A 16,611-nucleotide genomic window follows, 5' to 3' on the forward strand; every position below is an offset into this window, starting at 1 on the left:
ACAGGAACCCCCGCCATGACCGAATCTTCCGCCGACGCCCTGCAGCGCGGCCTTGCCAACCGCCGCCGCGTGCTGGGCGATGAATGGGTGGACCAATCCGTGGCGCGCGCCAACGAACTGAATGTGGAGTTCCAGCGCATGATCACGGCCTATGCCTGGGACGGCATCTGGAGCCGCCCCGGCCTGGAGCGCCGCACGCGCCGCATCATGGTGCTGGCCATCACGGCCTCCATGGGCCGCTGGGAAGAGTTCGAGCTGCACATCCGCACGGGCCTGCTGGCCGACCCGGCCGATGCCGAGGCCGCGCCGCTGGACCTGGACACCATCCGCGAAGTGCTGCTGCAGACCGCTGTCTATGCCGGCGTGCCCGCAGGCAACACCGGCATGGCCATCACGCTGAAGATCCTCAAGGAGCTGGGGCGCACGCCCGCGCCGGCCAGCTTTCATCCGCCCGCAGACACGGCCTGACGCGGCCTGACCGGACTCAGGCGGCCGGAGGCTGCTCCTCGGCCGCAGCGCCCGGGTAGCGCGCAAAGCGCCGGTTCTCTGCGCCATGCACCGGGTCCTGCTCGGCCCAGGGCCACCCGCCGAACTGGGTGCGCCGGTAGTCCTGCATGGCCTGCATGATTTCCTGCTGCGTGTTCATCACGAAGGGGCCGTACTGCGCCACGCTCTCTCCAATGGGGCGGCCCTGCAGCACCAGGCATTCCACGGCGTCGGCGCCGCTGTTGTGCAGTTCCCAGTCCTGCGTGGCATCCAAATGCAGGGCCGCATGCTGGGCCAGCGCCGTGGGCCCGACCTGCAGTGCCTGGCCAGCAAAGAAATACAGCATGCGCTGCGTGTCCGCACCGGCTGCGCGCGGCAGCGTCCAGCGTGCGCCGGGCTCCAGGCGCAGCGTCCAGATGGCCACGTCGCCCTCGGGTTGCGAGGCCCAGGATTCGGGCGGCGGCGGCAGGGCGGCCGCCGCGCCGGGCAGGCTGCCTGCGACCACGGTGACCACGGTCCTGCGGCCTGCGGCGTCTGCGTGCTCCAGGCGCGGGATGCGCTCGTTCCAGAACATGGTGAAGTGCGGCTCCACCATCTTGGAGCGCGCAGGCAGGTTCAGCCAGATCTGGAACAGCTCCAGCGGATTGGGCGCGTCGCTGTCGAGCAGCGGGAACATCTCCGAATGCTGGATTCCCTTGCCGGCCGTCAGCCACTGCACGTCGCCGCCGCCAAAGCGCGCGGCCGCGCCCAGCGAATCGGAATGGTCGATCAGGCCCTTGCGCACCAGGGTCACGGTCTCGAAGCCGCGGTGCGGATGGCCGGGAAAGCCCGGCACGCCGTCGCCGTGGTACATGGAAAAGCCGTCCTTGCGGCTGAAGTCGCTGCCCATCTGGCGGCCTTCCAGGTCCACGGCCTGCACGCCCAGGCGGCCATCGCTGGGCGGATAGGCATCGTCATGGTGGGCACAGAACAGGAAGGGGTCCATGGTGGGCCACAGCGGGCCCAGCGGCTGGCTCTGGAGGACGGGGGTGGTGGCTGCGGTCATCGTGGCTCCTGTGAGGCTGCGCCCGCAAGAAAAAAGGGGGCGCTGCATTCTCGGACAGATGCGGCCCCCGCGCCCGTTTTGAAAGCCACCATGGCTGGGACAGTGCGGCCCAGGAATGCAACGCCCGCCGGGTCAGTTGCGCGGCGGCGTCACCAGGCCCTTTTGCACGGCCGGGCGCGCCACGAAGGCGGCCAGCACGCGCTGCAGCTCGGGAAAGCGCTCCCAGCCCAGCAGTTCGGCCGCGTTGTAGCCTTGCTCCACCACCATGTTGCGCACCCAGGGCCACAGGGCGATGTCGGCAATGGTGAACTGCTCGCCCATCACCCAGGCGCGGCCGGCCAGGCGGCGCTCCAGCACACCCAGCAGGCGCACGGACTCGTTCACGTAGCGGTCGCGCGGGCGCTTGTCCTCGAAGTCCTTGCCCGCGAATTTGTGGAAGAAACCCAGCTGGCCGAACATGGGGCCGACGCCACCCATCTGGAACATCAGCCACTGCAGCGTTTCATAGCGCGCGGCCGGGTCGGCGGGCAGCAGCGGGCTGCCGGTCTTCTCGGCCAGGTAGACCAGGATGGCGCCCGACTCGAACAGCGCCAGCGGCTTCCCGCCCGGGCCTTGCGGGTCCAGGATGGCCGGGATCTTGTTGTTGGGAAAGGTGTCCACGAACTCGGGCGAGAGCTGGTCATTGCTCTCGAAGCCCACGCGGTGCGCCTCATACGGCAGGCCCATCTCCTCCAGAGCGATCGACACCTTGACGCCGTTGGGCGTGGGCAGGGAATACAGCTGGATGCGGTCCGGCTGCGTGGCCGGCCACTTGCGCGTGACGGAAAAGGCGGAAAGCGGATTCTGTGAAGTCATGGGGCACCTTGAAGGCTGGACGGGTTCGCCAAGAAATCGATGGCCGCTGCATCGTAACGTTCGACGCCCAGCCATGCTTGGCACGCTAAATAATGGCAGACCCGGCCCTGCCGCCGGGTCATAACAATCAACGGAGACATGCATGACAAGACATTCCACCCGCCGCCACGCACTGGCCCTGCTCGGCACCACCGCCGCCGCCTGGGCGGCCCTGCCCCTGGTCGCCACAGCGGCCGGCTACCCCGAGCGCCCCGTGACCGTGGTCGTGCCCTACTCGCCCGGCGGCGGCGTGGACATCATCACGCGCCTGGTCACGCCGCCCATGGCCGAGCTGCTGGGCCAGTCCCTGGTGGTGGACAACAAGCCCGGCGGCGGCACCAACATCGGCATGGGCGCGGTGGCACGCGGTGCGGCCGACGGCTACCTGCTGCTGACGGCATCCAACACGCTGACCACCAACAAGGCGCTGTACGCCAAGCTCAATTTCGATCCGCTCAAGGACCTCATCCCGGTGGGCCGCATCGGCGAGGCGCCGCTGGTCGTGGTGGTCAACGCCAAGTCGCCTCACAAGAACCTGGCCGAGCTGATCGCCGCCGGGAAGGCCAAGGCCGGCGCGCTGTCCTATGGCACGGCTGGCGTGGGCAGCTCGGGCCACATGGCCAGCGCCCTGCTGGAGCGCGCAGGCGGCTTCCAGGCCGTGCACATCCCCTACAAGGGCGGCTCGGCCGCCGTGACCGATCTGCTGGGCGGGCGGCTGGACTTCATGGCCATCAACCCGCTGGAGGTGGCAGGCCATGTGGGCAGCGGCGCGCTGCGCGCCCTGGCGGTGCTCAACCACAATGGTTCGCGCCTGTTGCCGGGCGTGCCCACGGCACGTTCGCTGGGCGTGAATGTGCAGGCCACCGTGTGGTGGGGCCTGGTGGCGCCGGCCGGCACGCCGCCGGCCGTGGTGCAGGCGCTGAACCAGGCTTTGAACAAGAGCCTGGCCCAGCCCGCCGTGCTGCAGAAGCTGGCCGACATCGGCGCATCGCCCATGGGCGGCACGCCGGCCGAGTTCGGCGCCTTCATTCAGGCCGAGAGCGCCGAGCTGGGCGAGGTGATTCGCGCCGCCAATATCCGCGCGGACTGAGACGCGGGCGAAGGGAAGGACGAAGGCGCGCCGCTGCGCTCAGCGCGGCGCGACGGGCTTCTGGACCAGGGCCACGCTCAGGCCGTCCGGCGTCACCGTGATGGCGCCGGGCTCCATGTTCAGCGAGTCCATCAGGGCCAGTTCCTTGTCCTGCAGCTGGTAGAGCACGAGCTGGCCCAGCGCCTGCTCGGCCAGCGCGCTGGCGTAGGTGGTGAGCATGTCGCTCATGGCGGGCGCCAGGTCATTGATGACCAGGCTGTTGACCTTGATCTGGTGGGCGCGCAGCGTGCGGTCCGTGGGCTCGTAGCGCAGCGCGAAGTCCAAGTTCAGATGGCCGCCATAGCCCTGCTTGAGCACGGGCCCCGACAGATCGGCCTGCAGCACCGCATTGAGCGCGTTGCGCTCGGGCAGCAATCCCAGCACCGGCGAATGCAGCTTGAGCTGCAGCATGCCGGCCACGGGGAACTGCCGGGGAAAGCGCTGGGCCACCACCTCCTGCAGCCTTTGCCGCGAAACCGAGACATTCCCAGGTCCGGACTTTCCCGAACATCCGGTCGCGGCCAGGCTCCAGCCCGCTGCCACGACCATCAACAAAAAGCGGCGATTCATCACGACAGCACAAGCCTCAGAAAGCCCGACACGAAACCCTGAAGCGCCATGCATGTCATACGCATGGCGCTATGTTTTTTGAGAGCGACATTGTCCCGCCAGGGGCTATTCCCTGTCCCGGCAGTGGGTGTTGCCCGGCACCTGCGCGCAGCCACTTCGAGAACGAAACGACATAGCAGCTAGTGCCCGCCGGACATAGGCAGTACCGGCTCCCATACGGAAACTCGGCCGCTCGCAAAGTTCCCGCCTTCCAGAAGAAATCAAGGAGACACCATGAAGAAGAACATCGCCCTCGCCCTGCTGGCCACAGGCTGCGCGGCCGGCCCCGCCCTGGCGCAGTCCACCAGCAGCGTGAGCCTGTACGGCATCATCGACGTGTCGGTGCGCGCGCAAAGCGGCCTGTCGGGCGCCAATGCGCCGGCTGCGGGCAGCATGGGCTCGGTCAACAGCGGCGTGGGTCCCACCAGCCGCTGGGGCATACGCGGCAGCGAGGACCTGGGCGGCGGCCTGCGCGCCATCTTCAACCTCGAATCCACGCTGGGCGCCGACGTGGGCGGCATCGGCGGCGTGGCCGGCACCTTCGACCGGGCGGCCATCGTGGGCCTGGCCGGCCACTGGGGCGCGGTCACGGCTGGCCGGCAGAACACGCTGATCTCCGACTCCGTGGGCCTGGTCGATCCCATCGCCCTGCGCTTTGCGGGCCTGAACCCCAACATCCAGGTCACCAGCCTCACGGGCCACGGCCTCAACAACGAATGGGGCGCCACCAACACCAAGGTGGGCTCCAACCGCGTCAACAACTCCATCAAGTACTCGGGCAGCTTTGGCGGCCTCACGGCGCGCGCCATGTACAGCTTCGGGGAGACCGGCGTGTCGGCCTCGCGCCTGGACACGCGCGGCCTGGGCCTGGACTGGCGCCAGGACGATCTGGTGCTGACCAGCGCCTACACCCAGTTCCACGACGCCAGCGGACGCACGCTGGACGCCGCCAACATCGGTGGCGCCTGGAGCCGTGGCGACCTGCGCCTGATGCTCAACTACGGCCGCAACAAGGCCGAGACCAGCGACACCGCGAAAACCACGAACAAGATCCTGGCGCTGGGCGCACGCTACGCCATCACACCCGTCATCGGCCTGAACGGCGGCTACTACAAGGTGGACCGCGAGCGCACGGGCCAGGGCGACGACGGCTTCCAGCGCCTGATCGGCTTCGTGGACTACCAGCTGTCCAAGCGCACCAGCCTGTTCCTGGAGCTGGACACGACCAAATGGAAGAACGGTTACCAGGGCGCAGGCAACAAGACACGCGCCAGCGGCATCAGCCTGGGTATCACGCACAATTTCTGACCCCCTGAGCGGCTGGCGCCGCTTCCCCCAGGGGACGACGCCCTCGGCTAGGCGCCCCCGCCGCGAGGCGGCTCTTGCTCGGCGTCTCTGAGTTGGAGCACGCCAGTTTCACAGGCTGTGATCGTGATTCGCAGACCTGCAAGCCGCCGCGAAATCCAGCTTTGCCGCGCCCTTGGGCGCGGTTTTTTTATCTATTCATATATCCATTCATGGATTTGCATAAATCCTTGATTTTCAATAAATTAACCCCTTGTTTCATCCATTCATGAATTGATTCCCCATGCCCACTGAAGACCTCTCCCTGCAGGTGCTGGCAGCACTGCGCCGCCAGGGCGGTGCGCTGGCGGCGCGCGAGTTGCAGCAGATGCTGGGCGTGAGCCAGCCCACGGTGTCGCGCGCGCTGGCACCGCTGATCCAGTCGGGCCAGGTGCGCAAGGTGGGGGCGGCGCGCACGCAGCGCTATGTGCTGCCGCGCCAGGTGGCGGGCGTGGGCGCCGAGGTGGCCATCATGCGCGTGGACACCGAAGGCCATGCATCACCCTTCGGCCGCATGATCGCCCTGCACGGCGGCGGCTTCTGGGTGGATGAGGCCGACGGCCTCAGCGAGCAGCACGACGGCCTGCCCTGGTTCCTGGACGACATGCGGCCCCAGGGCTTCATCGGCCGCAGCTTTGCGCACAGCCACCCCGAACTGCAGCTGGGCGGCGACCCGCGCCAGTGGGGCGAGGACGATGTGCTGCGCGCCCTGGCCCGCTTTGGCGAAGACCTGCCGGGCAACCTCATCGTGGGCGAAGCCGCCTTCGAGCGCTTCCACTCCCTGCCCGCGCGCACGCTGCGCGCCGCCTCTGCGGCCGACTATCCGCGCCTGGCCATGCAGGCCATGCAGGGCACGCATCCGGGCTCGTCGGCGGGCGGCGAGCAGCCCAAGTTCTGCTGCATCACGGCCGGGCGCAGCGTCATCGTCAAGTTCTCCCCGGCAGGCAACGCGCCGGCCGAGCAGCGCATCCGCGACCTGCTGGTCTGCGAGCACCTGGCACTGCAGACCCTGGCCGAAGACGGCCTGCCCGCAGCGCGCACGCGGCTGTTCCTCGATGGCGGCCGCGCCTTCCTCGAATCGGAGCGCTTCGACCGCAGCCAGCCGGCGCCGGGCGATGGCGATGTGCCCGTCTTACAGGCCCACCCGGGCAGCAACCCTGGACGCATCGGCATGGTGTCCCTGCAGGTGCTCAATGCCCAGTACGTGGGCGAGGTGGACAACTGGGCGGCCACGGCCAACCGCCTGGCCGCACGCGGCCTCATCACCGAGGCCGACGCGCGCAGCCTGCGCCTGCTCGAAGCCTACGGCCAGCTCATCGCCAACACCGACCGGCACTACGGCAACATCTCCTTCGTGCTGCCGCAGCCCCATGGCGACTGGGCGCTGTCGCCCACCTACGACATGCTGCCCATGCTCTACATGCCCATCAACGGCGAGATCGTGGAGCGCGACTTCGGCGCCCAGCCCCAGCGACCCACGGCCGCCACGCTGGCCGAATGGCCGCATGCCCAGGCGCTGGCACGCCGCTTCTGGCAGACCGTGGCGCAGGATGCGCGCATCTCCGGGGAATTTCGCAGCATCGCTGCGCGAAATCTTGAATTCATGAGTGCCTGATTGAAAGGCAACAGCAATGAAATTCAGATGCCAATCTGTGGATAACGCCGGTAATTTCTCTTGAAAAATCTGTGCACATCCTCTTGAAAAACATTTGCACAAGCTGTGCTTCATCTGCGCAAAACCGCCATCCACAAGGGCAGTACGCCACCGCCTGCACAATCGAAGGCTTCCTCATCCGACAAGAGCCTGGCCACCGATGACAAGCATTGCCCCTTCTCACGCCGCAGACCCGCGCATCGCCGACGTGCTCAGCTACTGGCTGGGCTCCGCGCATCCCGACAACGCGGGCGCCCTGGCCTGCAAGAACCTGTGGTTCATCAAGTCCGATGCCACTGACGATCAGATCCGCGAGCGCTTCGGCGCCCTGGTCGAAGATGCGCTGGCCGGCCAACTGGACGGCTGGGCCCGCACGGCCCTGGGGCGGCTGGCGCTGATCGTGTTGCTGGACCAGTTCACGCGCAACCTGTTCCGGGGCACGGCACGCAGCTTTGCAGGCGACCCGCAGGCGCTGCAACTGGCGCTGGATGGCATCGCCCTGGGCCATGACCGCCATGCCGACCTGCCAGCCGTGGCGCGCATCTTCTGCTACCTGCCGCTGGAGCATGCCGAAGACCTGGCCCTGCAGGACCGCAGCGTGGCCGCCTTCCAGGCCCTGGCCGACCAGGCCGGTGACGCTGGCGGCGAGGGCGTGCGCGAGTTCCTCGCCGGCACGCTTGACTACGCCCACCGGCACCGCGACGTCATCGTGCGCTACGGCCGCTTTCCGCACCGCAATGCCATCCTGGGCCGCACCAGCACGGCCGAGGAACTGCAGTACCTGTCCCAGCCCGGCTCAGGGTTCTGAGAGCGCAGCGGATCTCCTTCACCCACAAAAAAAGGGAACGTGCCAACGTTCCCTTTTTTGCTTTCGGCGCGCTTCCGGCATTCAGGCCGGCTGCGCCTGGGGCTGGCGCTCGCCGCCCTTGCGCTCGCCATCGCGCATGCGCAGCGCCCAGCGCTCGATCGTGTAGAACGACAGCGCCGACAGCGCCACCGAGATCGCCAGGCCCAGCGCCACCACCACGGGCCACGAGAAGTCGGCGCGCAGATAGCGCACCACCGGGTAGTGCCAGAGGTAGACGCCATAGGACAGGCGGCCCAGCTTCACCAGCGTGGGCGACGACAGCATGTCGAAGACCAGGCCCGAGCCCTGGCTTGCCGCCACCAGCAGCACCACGGCGGCGCATTCCACCACGGTGATGCCCCAGACCATGGCGTCCTGGTTGTCCCATTGCAGCGCCATCAACAGCGGCACGGCCAGCGGCACCCACATGGCGTGGTGCATGCGCGCCTTCAGTGCAGCGATGAAGTCGGGCCGCTCGATCATCACCGCCGCCAGCAGCGCACCGGCGAACAGGCCCGAGGCACGGGTGTCGAAGCGAAAGAAGATCTCATAGAAGTGCTGGCCCTGGTCCACCCAGTACACGCGCCACAGCCAGCTCAGCGCCCACAGCAGGGCAATCGGGCGCCACAGACGGCCCGGCTTGGAAAAGCGCAGCAGCAGCACCAGCAGCGGCGGCCAGATCAGGTAGAAATGCTCCTCCACCGACAGCGACCACATGTGCAGCAGCGTGTCCGGGCTGTCGAAGAAGGCGATGCCGTAGTCGGCCAGATAGAGGATGGAGACCAGCGCATCGGTGTAGATGTCGTTCAGGTCCGGCCACAGCAAGGGCGCGAAGATGCAGTACGCGCCCAGGAACAGGGCCAGCGCCGGCATCAGGCGATAGAAGCGGCGGCGATAGAAGCGCCAGAAGCCGATGCGGCCTTCGGATTCGTTCTCCATCAGCAGCAGCGAGGTGATCAGATAGCCGCTGAGCACGAAGAACAGGTCCACCCCGAAGAATGCGCCATCGAACAAAGGCGCATGGGAGTGCGACAAGATCACCAACAGGATCGCCACGCCCCGCAGCCCGTCAAGGGCGGGGTTGTAGTGCAGTTTGAAATCCTTGACCACCAAAACCGGACACCTTTCCAACGCCGGGGCATACGCCCCGGGCCATGAACAAACCCCATGAAAAATGGAGCACGCGGACATGGCGCAGCCGTCCCCGGGAGGGTCGCAACGCATGGTCCAGCGCGATAAGAGAGACGGCACGCCCCAAGGTTCCCGGCGGATGCTGTGACCAGCAATCCGCGAGCCGCGGCTGCGGCGCACCTGGAGGATGCGGGCCGCCTCTACGGGCGGCCCTGCGTGCACGAACATGCCCTGCAGTGCAGGGCAATGGCTGATGAATTTCAGCGAAATCCGATTTTAGCCATCACCGCCTGCGGGCCAAGTTCGATGGACATTCGGCCTGGAGTCCTGGGTCACCCCGCCCCGCCGCCTGTCCACCTCTCATCGCACGCCGCGAGTATGGGCAGCGCACCGCGGCCGGAACGTAACAGGAAGTTGTCGCCGACGCTGCTGCGCCCTACCTCACGCCGCCCTGCTGAGCCGCCGGCGCACACAGGGGCGAGGGAGTTGGATGCGCCGTCAACAATTTGGAACAAAACGCCACCAATCCCAATGAATACCAGCTTCTTCCGCTATCGTTTTTAACAAGCAGACGGACAAACGGAAGAGATCGCGTCCTGCAGACCACGGCGCGCGTCACTGTCTGGCTGCACCGGCTGCTGGTTCTTGGCCCGCAGATAGTGTTCGGTGAACAGCGCCAGGTAGCTCTCCAGCGCACGGCCCGCGCGCCGGTCACCCACGTCGCCCGTCAGCTCCAGGCACAGGGCCGCCACCTCGCTGGTGCAGAAATGGTCTTCGCGCTGCGAGCGGCGCAGGCGGTACTGCGAGACCTGATCCGGGTGCAGGCTCAGCACCGGAAAGCGGTCCAGGTAAGGGCTCTTGCGGAACATCTTGCGCGCCTCGGGCCAGGTCGCGTCCAGCAGGATGAACAGCGGGCGCCGGCCTTGGTTCGGTTCGACCCCGGCTCGGGGCGCCGGCAGCGCATGCACCACGCGCTGCGGCGGCTCCACGAACTCGCCGGGAAACACCACATAGGGCTGCCACTGCGGATCATCGAGCAAGGCCAGCAGGCCCGCATCGGCCTCGGTGCGGGCCCAGCCGAAGGCATGCGTCTGCTCCACCACATCGGCGATCAGCCAGCCCGTATTGCTGGGCTTGAGCGGCTCGGCATCGTGCATCAGCAGGCAAAAGCCCGCCCGCGTCGGCAGCATGGGACGCAGCGCGCAAAGGCAGTGCGAAGGCCGCAGCCGGCAACCCTCGCAGCGCTCGCCGCGCGGCCCGCCGCGCGACAGAAACGGCCGCGTGCTGCGCGCCAGCCGCTGCGTGCGCAGCCGCGAGACCGCATGCGGCGCCACGCCGGAGTCCACGCCGCGCAGATAGGACAGAGGCACGCAGGCATCCTGCGCCGCAGCAGGCACAGCTGACATTTCCAGGCTCATCCCACGCTTTCCAGCTCGAACAGCGGCAGCTCGGCGCGGCGGCTCAGCCACACGCCGCCGCCCAGTTCCTTGAAATGCTCGGCCAGCCCGCGCCGGTACAGATCGGCCCGGTGGCGGAACAGGCGCGGATCGGTCAGATCCTCATCGATCACGCCGCGTTCGTAATCCTCGCGCGCCACCGCCTCCACATACAGACCGCCTCGGCTCAACCGCCCCAGATTGGCCAGCGCGCGCTTGAGATCCGGCGGGCTCAGATAGGGCAGCACGCCCTGGCAGATCACCAGATCGAAGGGCTCTGCAGGATCATGCGCTGCATAGTCCACCACCGAGCCGCGCTCCCAACCGAAGCGCCCGCACAGGTACTCGCTGAACTCCACGCCGTGGTAGCTGGCACCGGGGAAGTGGCGCTGCACCGCCTCGCGCCACAGACCAATGCCGCAGCCCACATCCAGCACGCGGCGCACGGGCACGCGCACATAACTCAGGTAGGAACAGACGAAAGCGCCCAGACGGTTCACATGCTCGGTATCGACCACGCTGGTCTTCTTGTCGAAGTAGTAGCGCTGGTAGTACGCCTCGTCGAACCACTGGTCACTTGCTGATTGCACGCATTCTCCTTGGGGGTGAGCGCCCGGTGGGCGCGTTCGGGCGGGAGTATGGCGCAGAGGGGTTTGTATATGCCGGGATGCGGTATTCGCTCAGGCCTTCGGCGGCCGATGCAGCAGGCACAGCTTGTTGCCATCCAGATCCCGCACATAGGCCAGGTACAGCCGGCCACCGGGCGAAGCCTCGCGCCAGCCGGGCGGATCCTCGCAGGTCACGCCCCCGGCTGCCACGGCGGCGGCATGGGCCGCGTCGGCCTGCTCGGGCGACTGCGTCGCAAAGCCGATGGTCGCGCCATTGCCGTGGCAGGCGGCCTCGCCGTTGATCGGTGTGGAAATGGCAAACGTGCCGCCCGCGCTGCGGTAGAAATAACGGTTCTTGTTGGCCATGCCCGGCGCAACGCCGAGCGCGCCCAGGAATGCGTCGTAGAACTGCTTGGATTTTTCGAGGTCGTTGACCCCGACCATGACGTGGCTGAACATGCCTGTGTCTCCTTGGTTGATGCGAACCGGGATGTTAGCTGCGGCACGCCGTCCTGCTGTCACCCATGCGCGCCAGCGACCATACTGTCGCCCCCGCCACAGCCGGCGGACATTGCACCGATACCGCGATACCGAAACCATGCGCCTTCTTCACACTTCCGACTGGCACCTGGGCCAGCACTTCATGGGCAAGAGCCGCCAGGCCGAGCACGCTGCGCTCATCGACTGGCTGCTGGAGCAGGTCGATGCCCAGGCGGTCGATGCCGTGCTCATCGCGGGCGACATCTTCGACACCGGCGCGCCGCCCAGCTATGCGCGCGAGCTGTACAGCCAGCTGGTGGTGCGCCTGCATGCGGCGGGCGTGGCCCTCTTGCTGCTGGGCGGCAACCACGACTCCGTGGCCACGCTGGCAGAGAACCGCGAGCTGCTGGCCTGCCTGGACACCACCGTGGTTGCCGCCGTGGGCGAGACGGCCAGCCACGTGGTCGAGCTGCCGCTGCGGCGCCGGCCGGGGCAGCCGGCCGCGCCCGGCTGCATCGTCTGCGCCCTGCCCTTCATGCGCCCGCGCGACCTGGTGCTGAGCCAGCCCGGCCAAAGCGCCGAGCAAAAGCAGCAGGCGCTGCAGGCCGCCATCGAGTCCTGCTACCGCAGCGTGCACGACGCCGCCATGGCACGCCGTGACGCGCTGGCCGCCGCATCCGGCCAGCGCCTGCCCATCATCGCCACGGGCCATCTCACCACCGTGGGCGCCAGCAGCAGCGAGTCCGTGCGCGAGATCTACGTGGGATCGCTGGACGCCTTCCCCACCTCGGCCTTTCCGCCCGCCGACTACGTGGCCCTGGGCCACATCCACCAGCCGCAGAAAGTGGGCGGCCTGGAGCACATCCGCTACAGCGGCTCGCCCATTGCGCTGAGCTTTGACGAGGCCCGCCAGTCCAAGCAGATGCTGCTGGTGGACCTGGGCCCCGAAGGGCTGCAGGCCGTCACGCCGCTGCCCGTGCCCTGCTTTCAGCCCATGGCCTCGGTGGCAGGCAGCCTGACCGCCTTGCCGGATCTGATGCGCGCCACCGCCCAGGCCGGCAGCCCTGCACGGCCCGTGTGGTTGGAGGTGGTGGTGGAGCAGGACGACTACCTGCCCCAGCTCACCGACCGCGTGCAGGCCCTGGCCGATGAGCTGCCGGTGGAGCTGCTGCGCGTGCGGCGCCAGCGCGGCCGGGCGGTGGCCGGCATGGCCGCCGCCGCTGGCGAGTCGCTGCACGAGATCAGCCCCGCCGACGTCTTCGAGCGCCGCCTGGCGCTGGAAACACTGGAGCCCGGCCTGGCCCAGGCCCTCACCCGGCGCTACCAGGAAGTGGTGGCCGGGCTTGATGCGCCCCAGCCAGGCGCCAGCGAATACGGCGAGGAGGCCCGCGCATGAAGATCCTTACGCTGCGGCTCAAGAACCTCAACTCGCTCAAGGGCGAATGGCGCATCGACTTCACGCAGGCACCGTTCGCGGGCAACGGCCTGTTCGCCATCACCGGGGCCACGGGCGCGGGCAAGTCCACCCTGCTCGATGCCATCTGCCTGGCGCTGTACCACCAGACACCCAGGCTGAACAACATCTCGGCATCGGCCAACGACCTCATGACGCGCCACACGGCAGACTGCCTGGCCGAGGTCGAATTCGAGGTCAAGGGGCAGGTCTACCGCGCCTTCTGGAGCCAGCGCCGCGCACGCGACAGGCTCGATGGCGCACTGCAGGCGCCCAAGGTGGAACTGGCCCGTGGCGATGGCAGCATCCTCAGCAGCCAGACGCGCGACAAGCTGGAGCAGACCGCCGCCATCACCGGGCTGGACTTCGAGCGCTTCACCAAGTCCATGCTGCTGGCCCAGGGCGGCTTTGCGGCGTTCCTTGAAGCCAATGCCAACGTCCGCGCCGGCCTGCTGGAAGAGCTGACAGGCACCGAGATCTACGGCCTCATCTCGCAGAAAGTCTTCGAACGCGCCCGCGATGCGCGCCAGCGCCTGGACCAGCTCAAGGCCCAGGCCGATGGCGTGGAGTTGCTGACGCCCGAGGCGCGCGATGCCCTGCAGGCCCAGGCCGACAGCCTGGTGACGGAGCAGGCCACGCTGCAGACCGACTACCTGCGCGCCCAGGCCCAGCACCAATGGCAGCAGCAACTGGCCCAGGCCACCCAGACACTGCAGGCCGCTCGCACCGGCTGCGCAGACGCCGCCCAGGCACTGGAGCAGGCCGCGCCCGAACTGGAAAGCCTGGCCCGCGACGAGCCCGCGCAGGCGCTGCAGCCGCTGCACCAGGCCTGGCAGCGCAGCACCGCAGCCTGCGATGACAGCCGCCAGCAACTACAGCAACTGCGCGAGCACGAACAGCAAACCCAGGCCCGCCTGCTGCTGCAGCACCGCCATGCCCAGGCCCTGTCCGCCCGCCTGGCCCAGGCCGCGCAAGACACCCTGGCACGCCAGCAGGCCGAGCACCAAACGCTGGAACAGTTCTGCACACACCATGCCGCACATGCCCTGCTGGGCGAGCGCCTGGGCAGCTGGCGCCAGCAATTCAAGCTGCGCGCCAGCCAGCAACAGCAAGCGGCCAACCAGCAGCAAGCCCTGCGCAAGCTGGATGCCGAACAGGCCCGCATGGCGCAAAGCGCCGAAGCCGGCGCGGCCCAGGTCCAGGCCGCCACCGACGCCCAGGCCCGCGCCAGCGCCGCACTCCAGCACGCGCAGGACGAACAGGCGCAGCGCCTTCAAGGCAGCGGCGGCATGGCCGAGCTGCGCGCGCGCGAGCAGGCAGAGCAGGACCGCCTGCACCTGTGGCGCCAGGCAGAAACCCAGGCCGCGCAGCGCCGCGAACTTGCGCGCCAGCAAGCTGCGCTGGAGCAGGAATTGCGCGATGGAGAGGCACAGGCGCGGGCGCAGGACACATCGCTGCAAGCCCTGCGGCAGCAGTACAAGAGCGTCAAGGAACAGGTCGCGGACAAGCAGACCCTGCTCCTGCAGGAGCAGCGCATCCAAAGCCTGTCCGAGCACCGCCACGCCCTGCAGCCCGGCCAGCCCTGCCCGCTGTGCGGCGCGCACGAGCACCCGGCCGTGGCCGCCTACGAAGCGCTGGACGCCTCGGCCACCGAAGCCGCGCTGCGCCGCAAGCAGGATGAACTCGACGCCCTGCAAACCCAGGGCGAAACCGCCCGCGCCACTCTGGCCGCCACCACGGCCGCGCAGGCTGCGCGCCAGCGCCAGGCCGACGAACTGGAACAGGACATCGCGCGATGGCACGACACATGGAACGACACATGGCAGGGCCTCACGCAACCCCTGCAGCTCGCGCCAGACAGTTGGCAACAGGCCGACACCCTCGCCGCATCGGCCCAGGCCTGCGCCCGCCAGCTGGACACGCTCAAGCGCGCCGTGCAGGCCGCCGAGCAAGGCGAGCAGGCCGTGCAACAGGCCAAGGACGCTGCCCAGCACAGCCGCCAGTCACTGCAGACCGCGCAAGGCCAGCTTGCGCTGCAGCAGCAGGCCCTGGCCGACCACAGCGCACGCCGCGAAGAACTGCAGCAATCCATCGCCGGCCTGCAGGCCGAAGCCCAGGCGCTGAACGCGCAGTTGCAGGCCTCACTCGGCGAGGCCGGCCACACCCTGCCCGACGACGCCCAGCCCTGGCTTGAAGCGCGCGAAGCCGAATGGCAGCACTGGCAACAGGCCCGGCACGACCTGCAGCAACTGGCCCAATCCATGGCCTTGCAGCGCAAGGAATGCGAGGCTGCCGAGGCCGATGCGCAGCGCTGGAAAAAACAGTCGGAAACACAGTGGGAGGCACAGTGGGAGGGGCAGAGAACGGCGCAGCCCCATCCCGCCGATACGGCTGTGGCAGAGCCGCCTTCCCTGCCCTTGCCGCCCGTGGAACAGCTGCCGCAGGCCCTGGCCGAATGCGCCAGCGACATCGCCGCTCTCACGCGCCAGCAGGATGCCCTGCAAGGCCAGCAGCAACAGGCCCAGGCCACGCTGGCCCGCCAGCGTGAGGAAGCGGCCCAGGCCGAATCCGCATGGCAGGCCGCCCTGGGCACCAGCCCCTTTGTTGACGAGCCCGCCTTCCTGCAGGCCCTGCTGCCCGCACCCGAACGCCAGCGCCTGGCCGCGCTGCGCCAGCAACTGCAGGCGGCACAACAGCGCGCAGCCACCCTGCAGGAAGCCGCACAGCGCGAGCACGCGGATCTGCAGGCCCAGGCCCTGACCGACCTGGCACCCGAAGCCATCCAGGCGCTGCTGCAAACACTGCAGGAGCGCCATACGGCACTCAGCGAACAACTGGGCGGCGCCCGCGCCCAGCTGGCCGACGACCAACGCCGCCGCCAGGGTCAGCAGGCCCTGTTCGAGCACATCGCCGCCCAGGCCAGCGACAGCGACCTGTGGCAGCACCTGGACGGCCTCATCGGCTCGGCCAAGGGCGACAAATACCGGCGCTTCGCCCAGGGCCTCACCCTGGACCACCTGCTGCACCTGGCCAACCTCCACCTGGCCCGCCTGCACGGCCGCTACCTGCTGCGCCGCAAGCCCGAGGGCGAGCTGGAACTGGACATCGTCGACAGCTGGCAGGGCGACACCCCGCGCGACACGCGCACGCTATCGGGCGGCGAGGCCTTCCTCGTCAGCCTGGCCTTGGCACTGGCCCTGTCGGACCTGGTCAGCCACAAGACCTCCATCGACTCCCTGTTCCTCGACGAAGGCTTTGGCACGCTCGATGCCGACACGCTGGAGATCGCGCTCGACGCACTCGACCGGCTCAACGACAGCGGCAAGATGATCGGCATCATCAGCCACGTGGAGGCGCTCAAGGAGCGCATCGCCGTGCAGGTGCGGGTGGAGAAAGGCGGTGGCGTGGGGCATTCGAGGCTGGTGGTTTCTTCGTGATGCGGAACTGTCACCAAACTGCCGCCCAACGCCTGCACCATCCTGCGGGCACGGCCTG

14 protein-coding genes are annotated in these 16,611 nt (G+C 68.3%); 7 read left to right on the plus strand and 7 right to left on the minus strand.

Translation table 11 applies throughout. From position 1 onward, the window contains the following. The first annotated feature begins 15 nt into the window (after positions 1-15). Entirely contained in the window at positions 16-468 is a 453-nt protein-coding gene (locus tag AC57B5_RS17445; protein ID WP_088165816.1) for a carboxymuconolactone decarboxylase family protein, read from the plus strand. Positions 469-484: 16 nt separating this feature from the next. On the opposite strand, the gene AC57B5_RS17450 is transcribed toward AC57B5_RS17445, so the two are convergent. Together AC57B5_RS17450 and AC57B5_RS17455 are read right to left on the minus strand one after the other, a co-directional pair. Then, positions 485-1,531 carry a pirin family protein gene (locus tag AC57B5_RS17450; protein ID WP_496399998.1) on the minus strand — a complete coding sequence of 349 codons (1,047 nt, stop codon included), beginning with the start codon at positions 1,529-1,531 and terminating at the stop codon, positions 485-487. A 132-nt stretch (positions 1,532-1,663) separates the two neighbouring features. Further along, a complete protein-coding gene (locus AC57B5_RS17455) occupies positions 1,664-2,386 on the minus strand; it encodes a glutathione S-transferase C-terminal domain-containing protein (protein WP_012202839.1) in 723 nt (240 codons plus the stop codon). 142 nt (positions 2,387-2,528) lie between these two features. On the opposite strand from AC57B5_RS17455, the gene AC57B5_RS17460 reads away from it, so the two are divergent. Continuing rightward, entirely contained in the window at positions 2,529-3,515 is a 987-nt protein-coding gene (locus AC57B5_RS17460) for a Bug family tripartite tricarboxylate transporter substrate binding protein (protein ID WP_013804548.1), read from the plus strand. A gap of 39 nt (positions 3,516-3,554) precedes the next feature. On the opposite strand, the gene AC57B5_RS17465 is transcribed toward AC57B5_RS17460, so the two are convergent. Continuing rightward, complete coding sequence (locus tag AC57B5_RS17465) at positions 3,555-4,124, minus strand: DUF1439 domain-containing protein (protein WP_065346849.1); 570 nt, start codon at positions 4,122-4,124, stop codon at positions 3,555-3,557. 273 nt (positions 4,125-4,397) lie between these two features. Here AC57B5_RS17465 and AC57B5_RS17470 point away from each other — a divergent pair, with 273 nt between their 5' ends. The 3 genes from AC57B5_RS17470 (at position 4,398) to AC57B5_RS17480 (ending at position 7,969) form a co-directional block, all read left to right on the plus strand. After that, a complete protein-coding gene (locus tag AC57B5_RS17470; RefSeq protein WP_043825391.1) occupies positions 4,398-5,471 on the plus strand; it encodes a porin in 1,074 nt (357 codons plus the stop codon). A 280-nt stretch (positions 5,472-5,751) separates the two neighbouring features. After that, entirely contained in the window at positions 5,752-7,122 is a 1,371-nt protein-coding gene (gene yjjJ / locus AC57B5_RS17475; RefSeq protein WP_496399999.1) for a type II toxin-antitoxin system HipA family toxin YjjJ, read from the plus strand. Between the two features lie 199 nt (positions 7,123-7,321). Further along, the gene (locus tag AC57B5_RS17480; protein ID WP_496400000.1) at positions 7,322-7,969 is read left to right on the plus strand and encodes a DUF924 family protein; all 648 of its coding nucleotides are present in this window, start codon (positions 7,322-7,324) and stop codon (positions 7,967-7,969) included. 81 nt (positions 7,970-8,050) lie between these two features. On the opposite strand, the gene AC57B5_RS17485 is transcribed toward AC57B5_RS17480, so the two are convergent. The 4 genes from AC57B5_RS17485 to AC57B5_RS17500 form a co-directional block, all read right to left on the minus strand. Beyond that, entirely contained in the window at positions 8,051-9,199 is a 1,149-nt protein-coding gene (locus AC57B5_RS17485; protein ID WP_013804553.1) for an acyltransferase family protein, read from the minus strand. Between the two features lie 500 nt (positions 9,200-9,699). After that, on the minus strand, positions 9,700-10,545 hold the full coding sequence (locus AC57B5_RS17490; protein ID WP_496400001.1) for a tRNA-uridine aminocarboxypropyltransferase: 846 nt from the start codon (positions 10,543-10,545) through the stop codon (positions 9,700-9,702). An 8-nt stretch (positions 10,546-10,553) separates the two neighbouring features. After that, complete coding sequence (locus AC57B5_RS17495) at positions 10,554-11,165, minus strand: class I SAM-dependent DNA methyltransferase (protein ID WP_013804555.1); 612 nt, start codon at positions 11,163-11,165, stop codon at positions 10,554-10,556. A gap of 90 nt (positions 11,166-11,255) precedes the next feature. Next, complete coding sequence (locus AC57B5_RS17500) at positions 11,256-11,642, minus strand: VOC family protein (RefSeq protein WP_154836116.1); 387 nt, start codon at positions 11,640-11,642, stop codon at positions 11,256-11,258. Positions 11,643-11,781: 139 nt separating this feature from the next. On the opposite strand from AC57B5_RS17500, the gene sbcD reads away from it, so the two are divergent. Both sbcD and AC57B5_RS17510 read left to right on the plus strand, forming a co-directional pair. Next, complete coding sequence (gene sbcD, locus AC57B5_RS17505) at positions 11,782-13,059, plus strand: exonuclease subunit SbcD (RefSeq protein ID WP_496400002.1); 1,278 nt, start codon at positions 11,782-11,784, stop codon at positions 13,057-13,059. Continuing rightward, positions 13,056-16,553 carry an AAA family ATPase gene (locus AC57B5_RS17510; RefSeq protein ID WP_496400003.1) on the plus strand — a complete coding sequence of 1,166 codons (3,498 nt, stop codon included), beginning with the start codon at positions 13,056-13,058 and terminating at the stop codon, positions 16,551-16,553. The genes sbcD and AC57B5_RS17510 overlap by 4 nt, the downstream gene beginning before the upstream one ends. Positions 16,554-16,611: the final 58 nt, after the last annotated feature.

The sequence above is a fragment of the Delftia sp. BGA-UO-ETr-SB1 genome (assembly GCF_059567865.1).